10 protein-coding genes are annotated in these 11,301 nt (G+C 70.3%); 7 read left to right on the top strand and 3 right to left on the bottom strand.

Annotated elements, in window-relative coordinates; genetic code table 11:
• Nucleotides 1-232: 232 nt before the first annotated feature.
• Both ACIA5F_RS30765 and ACIA5F_RS30760 read right to left on the bottom strand, forming a co-directional pair.
• Complete coding sequence (locus tag ACIA5F_RS30765) at nt 233-1,882, bottom strand: MFS transporter (protein WP_399358735.1); 1,650 nt, start codon at nt 1,880-1,882, stop codon at nt 233-235.
• Nucleotides 1,883-2,199: 317 nt separating this feature from the next.
• On the bottom strand, nt 2,200-2,685 hold the full coding sequence (locus ACIA5F_RS30760; protein ID WP_399358733.1) for an SRPBCC domain-containing protein: 486 nt from the start codon (nt 2,683-2,685) through the stop codon (nt 2,200-2,202).
• A gap of 242 nt (nt 2,686-2,927) precedes the next feature.
• On the opposite strand from ACIA5F_RS30760, the gene ACIA5F_RS30755 reads away from it, so the two are divergent.
• Together ACIA5F_RS30755 and rfbB are read left to right on the top strand one after the other, a co-directional pair.
• Nucleotides 2,928-3,998 carry a glucose-1-phosphate thymidylyltransferase gene (locus tag ACIA5F_RS30755; protein ID WP_399358739.1) on the top strand — a complete coding sequence of 357 codons (1,071 nt, stop codon included), beginning with the start codon at nt 2,928-2,930 and terminating at the stop codon, nt 3,996-3,998.
• A complete protein-coding gene (gene rfbB, locus ACIA5F_RS30750; protein ID WP_399358730.1) occupies nt 3,995-5,041 on the top strand; it encodes a dTDP-glucose 4,6-dehydratase in 1,047 nt (348 codons plus the stop codon). Before ACIA5F_RS30755 ends, rfbB begins: the two co-directional genes overlap by 4 nt.
• A 7-nt stretch (nt 5,042-5,048) precedes the next feature.
• Here the strand turns inward: rfbB and ACIA5F_RS30745 are convergent, their stop codons facing one another.
• Complete coding sequence (locus ACIA5F_RS30745; RefSeq protein WP_399358728.1) at nt 5,049-5,603, bottom strand: dihydrofolate reductase family protein; 555 nt, start codon at nt 5,601-5,603, stop codon at nt 5,049-5,051.
• Nucleotides 5,604-5,747: 144 nt separating this feature from the next.
• Between ACIA5F_RS30745 and ACIA5F_RS30740 the strand changes: the two genes are divergently transcribed.
• From ACIA5F_RS30740 to ACIA5F_RS30720, 5 genes are all read left to right on the top strand, one after another.
• Nucleotides 5,748-6,395, top strand: a complete 648-nt coding sequence (locus ACIA5F_RS30740; RefSeq protein WP_399358726.1) for a winged helix-turn-helix transcriptional regulator — start codon at nt 5,748-5,750, stop codon at nt 6,393-6,395.
• A 298-nt stretch (nt 6,396-6,693) separates the two neighbouring features.
• On the top strand, nt 6,694-8,085 hold the full coding sequence (locus tag ACIA5F_RS30735; protein WP_399358724.1) for an FAD-binding oxidoreductase: 1,392 nt from the start codon (nt 6,694-6,696) through the stop codon (nt 8,083-8,085).
• Nucleotides 8,086-8,450: 365 nt separating this feature from the next.
• A complete protein-coding gene (locus ACIA5F_RS30730; protein WP_399358737.1) occupies nt 8,451-9,188 on the top strand; it encodes an SDR family oxidoreductase in 738 nt (245 codons plus the stop codon).
• A gap of 212 nt (nt 9,189-9,400) precedes the next feature.
• Complete coding sequence (locus tag ACIA5F_RS30725) at nt 9,401-10,246, top strand: metalloregulator ArsR/SmtB family transcription factor (RefSeq protein ID WP_399358721.1); 846 nt, start codon at nt 9,401-9,403, stop codon at nt 10,244-10,246.
• Nucleotides 10,243-10,845 carry a dihydrofolate reductase family protein gene (locus ACIA5F_RS30720; RefSeq protein WP_399358719.1) on the top strand — a complete coding sequence of 201 codons (603 nt, stop codon included), beginning with the start codon at nt 10,243-10,245 and terminating at the stop codon, nt 10,843-10,845. Before ACIA5F_RS30725 ends, ACIA5F_RS30720 begins: the two co-directional genes overlap by 4 nt.
• Nucleotides 10,846-11,301 lie beyond the last annotated feature (456 nt).

Genomic DNA, 11,301 nt, shown 5'->3' with positions numbered 1-11,301 from the left:
CGCGCCACCCCGGCGGGGGACGTGCCCCGCCCCGCCGGGCCGCCCCGGCCCGCCCGGCCCGGGGGGCCGGCACCCGGGCGCGCCCCCGCCGTCGCCCCGCCGCGGGGGGCGCGCTGCCGTCCGGCCCCGGGCGGGGCAGGACCCGGGCGGCAGGACCCGGGACACGACGATGCCGGTCTCCCGGGCCTGGAGAGCCCCGGGAGACCGGCATCGTCGCGCCGCTCGTCGTGTCTCAGTCGCTGACCGCGACCTTCACCCGGGCGGCGTCGCCCTGCCCGGAGCCGGACCCCGCCGACGGCGCGGTCGCCTCGGCGGCGCTCCCCTCGTCGGAGGCCGCGTCCTCGCCGCCCTCCCCGGCCGAGGCCACGTGCCGCAGGGAGATCACGGCCATGGCCGCCAGCACGAGCGCCAGGGCCGCGCTGATCGCCGCGATGCTGTTGAGGCTCGTGGTGAAGGCGTCCCGGGCTCCGGAGAGCAGCGCACCACCGACGGGTCCGGTGAGATCGGCGGCCACGGTGAGGGCTCCGGCGATGCTCTCGCGAGCGGTGTCCGCCAGCCCGTCGGTCAGACCGGCGGCGCCGACCGTGTCGTCGACCCCGGCGCGGTAGATGGCCGTACCGATCATGCCCATCGTCGCCACGCCCATGGCGATGCCGAACTCACCGCCCGTCTCGGACAGGGAGGCCGCCGAACCCGCCTTCTCGGGCGGTGCGGCCCCCAGGGCCAGGCCGGTGCCCAGGGCTCCCATCGGGCCGATCCCCGCGGCCGACAGGATCAGGCCGGTCACCAGCAGGGGCATCCCGCCCTTGACGTCCACCTGCGAGATCAGGAAGTAGCCGAGGGAGACGACGACGAGCCCGCCGGCGATCGCGTACGCAGGACGCATCCACCGCGTCAGGATCGGGGCCGACATGACACTGGCGATGGTGAGCAGGGCGGACGGGATCAGCCACAGCGCGGATTCGAGCGGGCTGAGCCCCTCGACCGTCTGCAGGTACAGGTTCACGAAGAGGTGACTGCCCGCCATGATGCCGCCGAGCAGAGTGATCGACAGGGCGGCCCGGAAAGTGCGGTTGCCGAACAGCCGCAGGTCCAGCAGCGGGTTCGCCAGGCTGCGCTGCCGCCGTACGAAGAGGTACCCGACGACGAGCCCGGCCACGACGATCAGGATCGGGACGGTGCCCGGTCCCTCCTTGGCCACTTCCTTGAGTCCGTAGATGAACGGCAGGATCGCGGCCAGGGACAGCGCCACGCTGGGCAGGTCCAGACGCCCGGCGTCGGGGTCCTTGTACTCGGGGAGCAGCGCCGGCCCGGTGGCCAGCAGCAGCAGCATCACCGGCACGCCCAGGAGGAAGACCGCGCCCCACCAGAAGAACTGGAGGAGGAAGCCGCCGATCACCGGACCGAGGGCCATACCGCCCATGAAGCAGCTCATCCAGACGGAGAAGGCGACCGCCTGCTGCTTGGGGTCGTGGAACATGTTGCTGATCAGCGCCAGCGTCGAGGGCATGAGCGTGGCCCCGGCCACACCCATCAGCGCCCGGGCGGCGATGAGCATCTCCGGGCTGGTGGAGTAGGCCGCGACCAGGGACGCGACGCCGAACGCGGCGGCCCCGATGAGCAGCAGCCGCTTGCGGCCGATACGGTCGCCGAGCGTGCCCATCGTCACCAGGAACCCGGCGATCAGGAAGCCGTAGATGTCGGTGATCCACAGCTGCTGCACACCGTTGGCGCCGAGGTCCGAGCTCAGCCGGGGGAGCGCGAGATAGAGCACGCTCAGGTCCAGGGACAGCAGGAGCGTCGGCAGGCCGAGTACGGCCAGACCGATCCACTCACGCCTCCCGGCCCGCGTTGCGGGCTCCGCTGGAGTGGCCGTTTCCATGGCTGTCCTTTCGTCGGTGATTCACCTGGTCGGACAGGTGAAGTCGGTCCCGTTCCCCATGGGTTCACCGGCCGGATGTCCTGCGGGCCGTCCTGCTGGAACGGAGGCGGGCGCCGCCCTCCCCGCGACCGGCGGCCGTGCGAGGGGCCGGTGTGAGGCGTAGGGGGGCGGTGCTGCGCGGTTTCGTGATTCTGACGGTTGCGTACCTGCGGGTGCCCGCGGATGCGCGCGAGGGATGAGGGGACCTCGTGGCCGGCCCTCATCCCCCGTCGTGCCCATGGCCCGTAGCGCCGGTACCGGAAGTTCCGGTCCGGGGCTCAGAGCTTGGAGGTGTACGTGCCCAGGGCGTCGATCATGCTCTCCCAGCCGGCGGTCGCTTCCACGAGCTGCGTCTCGGTGAGGTGACCGGACTGGTGGAAGGAGAGCTCGGTCCCGCCGTCGGTGGCGGTGAGGACGATGGTCACGACCTCGCCGACCGCGTCGCCGCGCTCCTCACGGTCCGCGGCGTCCTTCGGGTCGACGAGGGTGAACGCCAGGCGGTCGGGCGCGCTGACCTCCGAGTAGACGCCGAGGAAGGGGATCTCCATCCCGCCGTCGTCGATGACCATGGTGGCGCGCCACTCTCCGCCCGGCTTGACCTCCATGAAGATCGAGTCCAGCGGCGTGGAGCATCCTTCCCCGCCCCACCAGTGGGTGAAGTGCGCGGGCTCCGTCCATGCCTGGAACACCTTTTCACGCGGCGCGTCGAGCACCTTCGTGAAAGCGATCTCCTGGAGGTTCCCGGGGTTCGATGCTTCCGTCAACGTGTTGTCCTTTCTGGACGATTCACGGGGGGAGTGACGAAGCCGCCACGTTATGAGGGTTCCATGCCGCGTCTGTCGTTGTCTTCTTCCAGGTTGCTCTGTTGAGGTCAGCACGAAAATGCGACAGGCGGCCTGAATCCGCTCCTGCGGATGTGCGTCCGGTCCGTCCACCGCCCCCGCGGGCCGTGGGGAACCGCCCTTGCGCACGCAGGGAGATGCGGGTCACCACACACCGGCCGACGATGAACCGGCCGGTGCTCCAGATCTCACGACGCGCCCTCGACCAGGGAGGAGAGAGAGTCATGAAGGCTCTGATTCTGGCTGGAGGGTCGGCCACGCGCTTGCGTCCCTTCAGCCGGCACATGCCGAAGCAACTCATTCCGATAGCGAACAGAGCGGTCCTCGAATACGTACTGGAAAACGTGCGCAAGGTGGGTGTGACCGATGTCGCGGTCATCGTCGGGGACTGGGCGGCGACCATGGCGGAGGCTCTCGGGGACGGTTCCCGGTTCGGTGTGCGGATCACCTATGTCCGCCAGGACAGGCCGCTGGGCCTCGCCCACTGCGTACGGCTGGCCCGCACCTTCCTGGGTGACGATGATTTTGTCATGTACCTGGGGGACAACATGCTGCCGGACGGCATCGGCCAGATCGCCGCGGAGTTCGTCGCGGGTACGTCCGCGGCGCAGTTGATGGTGCACAGGGTCGCCGATCCGCAGGCGTTCGGGGTCACCGAACTCGACGGCTCCGGCCGGGTGCTCCGCCTGGAGGAGAAGCCGCAGCGGCCTCGCAGCGACCTCGCGGTGGTGGGCGTGTACTTCTTCACCGCCGCCATCCACCAGGCGGTCGACGCCGTGGTCCCGAGCGCCCGGGGCGAGCTGGAGATCACCGACGCCATCCAGTGGCTGATCACCCAGGGGGCGGAGGTCCGGGCCACCGAGTACCGCGGCTACTGGCGCGACACCGGACGGGTGGAGGACCTGTTGGACTGCAACCGCAGGATGCTGGAGGAGCTCGTGCCCTCGGTCGAAGGAGAGGTCGAGGACAGCGAACTCCACGGTCCGGTGTCCATCGCCCCCGGTGCCCGGGTGGTCCGTTCACGGATCGTGGGCCCGGCCGTCATCGGGGAGGGAACCCTCGTCGAGGACTGTCACATCGGACCGGGCACATCCATCGGCCGACGGTGCGACCTGCGCGGCGGAAGCCTCGCCGACGCGATCGTGGTGGACGGCATGTCGCTCCCCGGCCCGTTCGACCTGCACGGCGCGCTCGTCGGCGACTGCACCCTGCACGCGGTGGGGGCCGGACGGTGAGGATCGCGGTCACCGGCGGCGCGGGCTTCATCGGCTCGCACTACGTCCGCACCCTGCTCGACGGCGGCTACCAGGGGTACGAGAACGCCCATGTCACCGTCCTGGACAAGCTCACCTACGCCGGCCTGCGCGTCAACCTCCCGGCGGCCCACCCCCGCCTGGACTTCGTCCAGGGCGACATCTGTGACCGGGCACTGCTGCGGCGGGTCCTGCCCGGCCACGACGCGGTGGTGCACTTCGCCGCCGAATCGCACGTCGACCGGTCCGTGCGGGACGCCGACGTCTTCACGCGCACGAACGTGGGCGGCACCCAGGCGCTTGCGGACATCTGCCTGGAGGCGGGCGTCCCGCGCATGGTGCACGTCTCCACCGACGAGGTCTACGGCTCCATCCCCGAGGGTTCCTGGACCGAGGAGTCACCGCTGCTGCCCAACTCGCCCTACGCGGCGTCGAAGGCGGCGGCGGACCTGATGGTCCGTGCTTACTGGCGCACCCACGGACTGAACGTCTCGGTCACCCGGTGCTCCAACAACTACGGCCCCTACCAGCACCCGGAGAAGCTCGTCCCGCTGTTCGTCACCCATCTCCTGGAGGGTCTGCCGCTGCCCCTCTACGGCGACGGGCGCAACGTCCGCGAATGGATGCACGTCGACGACCACTGCCGGGCGGTGCAGCTGGTCCTCACCGAGGGCGAGGCGGGCGAGATCTACAACGTCGGCGGCGGCGAGGAACTCACCAACCTCGATGTCACCGCGCGCCTGCTCGACCTGTGCGGAGCCGACCCGTCCGTCGTCCGCAGGGTCGCCGACCGCAAGGGCCACGACCTGAGGTACTCCCTCGACGGGACCAAACTCCGCGACACGCTGGGGTTCACCCCCCGCATCGGCTTCGCCCAGGGCCTGGCCGAGACCGTCGAGTGGTACCGCGCCCACCCCCGTTGGTGGCGGACCGCCAAGTACGGCCGGTCCGGCGGGAGCGGCCCCGCCCACCGGCAGGGCCGGCCCGCCATGGCACCTCGCGCCGCCGTCGGCAGCGCGAGGTGACCGCGGCCTACGCCGTCCGGAGAGGGGCCGGGACGTAGGTGAGCACCACGACGCCGGTGTCCAGCGGCTCGGCGGAGGTGAGCTTGAAGGCGGTCTTGAAGTCGTCGTTGCCGAGGTTGCCCCCACCGGCGATGACCGGGTGGACCCAGAAACGGACCTCGTCCAGCAGGTTGTTGGCCAGCAGCGTCCTGGCGACCGGACCGAAGCCGTACGTCAGGATGTCCTTGCCCTCCTGCTGCCTGAGCTTGGCGATCTCCTCGACCGCGTCCTCCTGCCGGATGATGGTCGTGTTCTCCCAGTCGGCCTTCTCCAGCGTGGAGGAGACGACGTACTTCTGGATGCTGTTCATCCGGTCGGCGAACTCGCCGGTACCGGCCTGCTCGGGCCACGCCTCCGCGAACCCCTCGTAGGTCGCACGGCCCATCAGGATGGCGTCACTGCCGAACAGCAGCTTCTCCGCGTGCTTGCCGAGGTCGTCGCTCCAGTAGCCGAAGTGCCACTCCTCCAGCTTGTCCATGGCGCCGTCCAGCGAGATGTTCGTGGTGCTGATGATCTTTCGCATGATGCTCCCCTTTGAGGACGAACGGGCACGAGGTGGTGCGTTTTCAGGGTTGCAACATGCTGACCACCGCGCAGGTTTCTATGAAGGAAGCTTGCAAAAAACAAGCATGCCTTGTCAAGGCAACTCTGGGTTAAAATAAGCCTCATGGTGACCCGCGTGTACGGACAGTTCTGCGGCCTGGCCCGCGCGATGGAGATGATCGGTGAGAGATGGACCTTGCTGATTGTCCGAAACCTGCTCATCGGGCCGAAGCGCTACACCGACCTTCGCACCGGCCTTCCCGACATTCCGACGAATATCCTCTCGACCCGCCTCAAGCAACTCGAACAGTGCGGACTGGCCGTCCGCCGCGCCCTGCCCTACCCCGAACGCGCGGTGGTCTACGAGCTCACCGAGTACGGACGGGACATCGAACCGGCCCTGATCGAGCTGGGCCGCTGGGGCGCCCGGACGCTGACCGAGCCACGCTCCGGTGAGGTCGTCACCGCGGAGTCGCTGGCCATGTCGCTCAGGACGACCTTCCGCCCGGACGGGGCACTCGGACCGGACTTCGGCTGCGAGGTCCGCGTGGCCGGTGTGATCGTCCACGCGGACCTCGCCGACGCGGTGCTGACCACCTGCCCGGGCCCCCACCCGGGGCCGGACCTGATCATCGAGAGCCGCACCGCCACGGCCCTGCGCGACCTGGTGAGGGACGGCCGCTGGCCCGAGGACGCCCTCGCCGACGGCAGCCTCCACGTCGAAGGCGAACGGACCCTCCTCGAACGGTTCACCATGATGTTCCGGCTCTAGGCCCTGCCGTCGAAGTCCGTCGGACCCCTTCATCTCGTCCAAGTCCGTCGGCCTCCTTCGTCCGGGGTGTTGCGAGGACCACCGGAAGCGAAGGCCGGGCCGGGGCACGGCCTTTTCGCAACGCAATCCAGAAGATGCGCTGCCGGTGCGGGCCGTAGGACCGTGTGCGCAGCCGTGCGATCTCAGCCTGTGGAGATCCGTCCGCCGAGACCGCTGCTTCCCGCCGCCTCGGCGGAGCGTCCGTACAGGGCGTCCCGCCCCGCCGGAGCCGCTGCCCTGAGACATGAGGAGATCTTTCATGGTGGAGAGGACCCCCGCGGTCATCGAGCGGGGCACTGTGCCGGTCGGGCAGTTGCGTGCCGTGGTCGGCGGAGAGGTGCTCCAGCCCGCCGACGCCGGTTACGAGAAGGCGCGGGCCGCGTACCAGGGCGGGATGGACCAGCGCCCGGCCGTGATCGTACGGCCGGCCGACGCCACCGACGTGGCACAGACCGTTCTGCTGGCCCGGGACAGCGAGGTGCCCCTGGCCGTCCGCAGCGGTGGGCACAGCGTCTTCTGCCTGTGCGAAGACGGCATCGTCCTCGATCTGTCGTCGCTGCGGGAACTGCGGATCGACCCCGTCGCCCGCACCGCCTGGGCCGGACCCGGGCTGACCGCCGCCGAGTTCACCGACGCAGCCGCCGAACACGGCCTCGTCACCGGTTTCGGGGACGCGGGCAGCGTCGGCCTCGGCGGCATCACCCTCGGCGGCGGCATCGGCTACCTGGTCCGCAAGTACGGGCTCACCATCGACGACCTGCTGGCGGTCGAGGTGGTCACCGCCGACGGCGAACTGCGCCGGGCCGATGCCGAGCACGAGCCGGACCTGTTCTGGGCGGTTCGCGGCGGCGGCGGGAACTTCGGCGTGGTGACCCGTATGCAGTTCCGGCTGCACGAGCTGGGCACGGTCTACGGTGGCCTGCTGGTCCTGCCGGGAACCCCCGAGGTCCTCGCCGGCTTCGTCGAGGTGTCCCTGCGCGCCCCCGACGAGCTGACCGGCATCGTCAACATCATGCCCGCACAGTTCCTGCCGTTCCTCCCCGAGGAACTGCACGGCACCCCGGTCCTCATGGCCATGCTGGTCCACGCGGGCGTAGGCGAAGCGGCCGAGGAAGCCGTCGCGCCGTTCCGGGCCCTGGCGACTCCCCTCGCGGACATGATCGAGCCCATGCCCTACTCCGGGGTCTACCCGCCCGACGAGGAGAACCACCGACTGCTCGCCGCGGCCCGTAACCTGTTCGTCGACGGCATCGACACCGACACCGCCGCGCTGATCCTTGAGCGGCTGAGGACGTCGACAGCCACGCTGCCCGCGGTCCAGATACGTGTGCTCGGCGGTGCGATGGCCCGGACTCCCCGGGACGCGACCGCGTTCGCGCACCGGGACCGGAACGTGATGATCAATGTGGCCGCACTGTACGAGAACCCCGACGAGGCCGGGACACACACCCGTTGGGCCGACGAGCTGGCCGTCGCGCTCCAGAAGGGAGTACCGGGGGTGTACGTCAACTTCCTCGCCGACGACAGCCGTGCGCGCATCCGGGAGGCGTACCCGGAAGGCACCTGGGAACGCCTGCGCGCCATCAAGCGCGCCTACGACCCCACCAACCTGTTCCGGGTGAACAACAACATTCCGCCCGCCGGGGCCTGAACCGTTCCCGGGGTGGACGCGGGCCCGGTCCGGCCCTCACCGGCACGGGCCGTACGGTCCCCGCACCTGGACATAACTCATCTTCCGGCCGGCCTGAGCCGAGGCGCTGTGAATCCGTAGGCTCGACTGACAGCCGAGCGGGCCTCACCGGCCGCGATCTCCCCGGACCCGGTCCAGAACGGTGGCCCTCCTTGACGTACTCACCCGCATCCCCCTCCGCCGACCTGGCCCGGCAGCCCGCCGTGGTACCCCTGCCCGGCCCCGCGAGACCCCCGGCGGGCCCCGGCCGCGCGAGAACCGGGGCCCGCCGGGCCACCGCCCCCGTCACGGCGCCCGCGGCCGGCCCCCTCACCGGCAGGACGGCCCTGGTCACCGGGGCGAGCCGGGGCATCGGGCGGGGGATGGCCGAACGCCTGGCGGCCGAGGGCGCCCTCGTGGCCGTCCACTACTTCAACAGCGCCACCGCGGCCGGTGAGGTCGTGGACTCGATCCGCTCCCGCGGCGGGGACGCCTTCACCCTGCGGACCGAACTCGGTGTCCCCGGCGACGCCGAGGCCCTCTACACCGCCCTGGACGCCGAACTGGCCCGGCGGGGCACGGAGCCCACGCTCGACATCCTCGTCAACAACGCGGCGGTCAGCGGCTCGGCCCGGCTGCACGAGGTCACCCCGGAGCTGGTCGACAGGATCTTCTCGGTCAACGTCACCTCCCTGCTCTTCGTGATCCAGGAAGGCGTCCGGCGGATGGGCGAGGGCGGCCGGATCATCAACATCTCCTCCGCCGTCACCCGTGTCGCCTACCCCGAGTCCGTCGTGTACTCCATGAGCAAAGGGGCGATGGACACCCTCACCATCGCCCTCGCCAAGGAACTGGGCCCCCGGCGCATCACCGTCAACACGGTCTCCCCGGGCTTCGTCGCCACCGACATGAACGCGGGCCTGCGCAGCACCCCCGCCGGAGCCGCCCGCCTGGCCGACATGTCCGTCTTCAACCGCATCGGCGAACCCTCCGACATCGCCGGCATCGTGGCCTTCCTCGCCTCGCCCGACTCCCAGTGGATGACCGGCCAGCGCATCGAGGTCTCGGGCGGCAGCCACCTGTGACCCCTCCTCACCCCACCCGGCACGCCGGAGCGGGCGCGCACGGCCGCGCACGGTCGAGGAGATCCCGCCGGACGGGCCTCCGCCCCGCACGCCCCACCTGTAGGGGCAGCCAGGACTCGCTCACCCGCGAGAGGACCTGACCGCCGGGCAAAGCATCCCTTGATACGAATATTCCTTGACGCGAATATTCGTTGTCGAGGAGGCTTGTGGTCATGGACGCACTCCTCACCGCACTGGCCGACCCGGCACGCTGGCGGCTCGTGAACCTGTTGGCCGAGCGGCCCCGCCCGGTCGGCGTCCTCGCCCAGCTCGCCGAGGCCCGCCAGCCGCAGACGACCAAGCACTTGCAGGCCCTTGAGCGCGCCGGCCTCGTCTCCTCCCAGCGCGCCGGCCAGCGCCGCGTCTACGCGCTGCGGCCCGATGTCCTGCGGGACCTGGCGGCCGCGCTCGGCCGGCTCGCCGACACCGCGGAACGGCCCGGCGGCCCGCACGCGACCTACGACCACTACGGGCTCAGCCTCCACGCGGAGCGGCTCGCCGCCGAGGAACCGGGGTGGGCCGACGACCGCTCGTTCCAGTTTCTCCGGCCGCTGCCGGTCCGCCCCGAGCTGGTCTGGCGCCACCTGACGCAGGCCCCGTCGCTCGCCCGGTGGTGGACGCCCGACAACCTCCGCGTCTGTGAGCTCGTCTTCGAGGCACGACCGGGCGGGCGGGTCGTCCTGGAGTACCGCGATGCCGAGGACGCCGACGGTTCGGACCTGGTTGCCGGGCGCGCGGAGGGCGTTGTCGACGATGTACGCCCCGGTGAGCGGCTCTCCTACCGGCTCTCGCCGCTGCTTCCCGGTGGCGGCCCCGCCTTCACCGCCCATGTCGAGCTGGACCTGCGGCCCACCGGAACCGGTACGGACCTCGATGTCCACTGGCGGATCACCGACAGCACGGTCGATTCTGCGGACTTCGTCGCAGGCATCGAAATCGGTTTCGGCCAGAGCCTCGACAAGCTCGTGGCGGCCCTCACCACGAACGCGCACGACACCGACACAAGGAGGACGAAGTGACGGAACAGACCACCGGCCGCAGGGTCGTCATCAATATGAGCCTGTCTCTCGACGGCCACTACGCCGCGCCGGACCAACCTCAGGACATGGGCTGGGTGATGCCGTACGCCCACACCGACGTCGCCCGCAACCACCTGACCAGCCTCTGGGAGTCGGCGACGTCGGTGTTGCTGGGGCGGGTCAACGCTGAGGGGTTCCTCGGTTTCTGGCCCACTGTCATCGGTACGGAGGGTGTCGATCCCCGTGACGAGGCTTTCGCGAAGTGGCTTGTCGGTACCGACAAGGTGGTCCTCTCCTCCACCCTCGGTGAGGCCCCGTGGGAGCGGACGACGATCGTGAGCAAGCCCGCCGCCGAGGTCGTCGCGGACCTCAGGGCGACCGAGGGCGGTGACATCCTCGTGCTTTCCAGCGCGAGCGTCATCAAGGCCTTGCTGGCGGCCGACGAGGTCGACCGGCTGGGCCTCACGATCTTTCCGGTCTTCCTCGGCGGCGGCCCACGCCTCTTCGACGACGGCCTGCCCGCAGGGCGATGGTCGCTCGTCAGCCAGGCCGCGGGAGAGCACGGCGTCCTGTCCCTCCTCTACGACCGGGTGCGCTGAGCCCTCGCCCGGCCGGCGCTGTCCGCAACTGCCGTGCAGGGGCCCTTTGCGCGGGAGAAGCAGGTCACGCCTTCGCCCTCGATCTCGCGGCCTTCGGCCCGCAACGGGGTGACGGCGGCGTTGCGGTAGCCGTGAACGGGGAGGGCATCACCATGCGTGACGGATGTCTGAGCTGGTCCAGCGCGGTTCGTCGTTCCACGGTGGGCTGTCATGGGAGCGGAAGCTCCTGCGCTTCTGCCGGCCGGGTGAGGTCGTGGTGTACCCGATGAGAAAGCGCCGCTGACTGCGATCCCTGGCGCGGTGATCCGGCGCTTGTTGTCCATGCGGCTACCGGGGCCGTCCTGGGAGGCTGGGCCCGGGTTCTGCGTGCGATCTCTCGGGTTGGGGACAGTGGTGTGAGAGACAGTGAGTCCCTGATGTGTTGTTGCTGGTCAGTGACTGTTTTGGGCTGTGGGG

This window comes from Streptomyces sp. NPDC051567 (assembly GCF_044454165.1).
In the GTDB taxonomy this organism is placed as follows: domain Bacteria; phylum Actinomycetota; class Actinomycetes; order Streptomycetales; family Streptomycetaceae; genus Streptomyces.
This window is presented reverse-complemented; position numbering and strand designations above follow the sequence as displayed.

Bases quoted from the DNA above. Each gene is read 5' to 3' on its own strand.
- ACIA5F_RS30725 (WP_399358721.1), top strand. From the start codon at position 9,401: ATGGACGCACTCCTCACCGCACTGGCCGACCCGGCACGCTGGCGGCTC.
- ACIA5F_RS30735 (WP_399358724.1), top strand. From the start codon at position 6,694: ATGGTGGAGAGGACCCCCGCGGTCATCGAGCGGGGCACTGTGCCGGTC.
- ACIA5F_RS30745 (WP_399358728.1), bottom strand. From the start codon at position 5,603: ATGCGAAAGATCATCAGCACCACGAACATCTCGCTGGACGGCGCCATG.
- ACIA5F_RS30755 (WP_399358739.1), top strand. From the start codon at position 2,928: ATGAACCGGCCGGTGCTCCAGATCTCACGACGCGCCCTCGACCAGGGA.
- ACIA5F_RS30740 (WP_399358726.1), top strand. From the start codon at position 5,748: ATGGTGACCCGCGTGTACGGACAGTTCTGCGGCCTGGCCCGCGCGATG.
- ACIA5F_RS30765 (WP_399358735.1), bottom strand. From the start codon at position 1,882: ATGGAAACGGCCACTCCAGCGGAGCCCGCAACGCGGGCCGGGAGGCGT.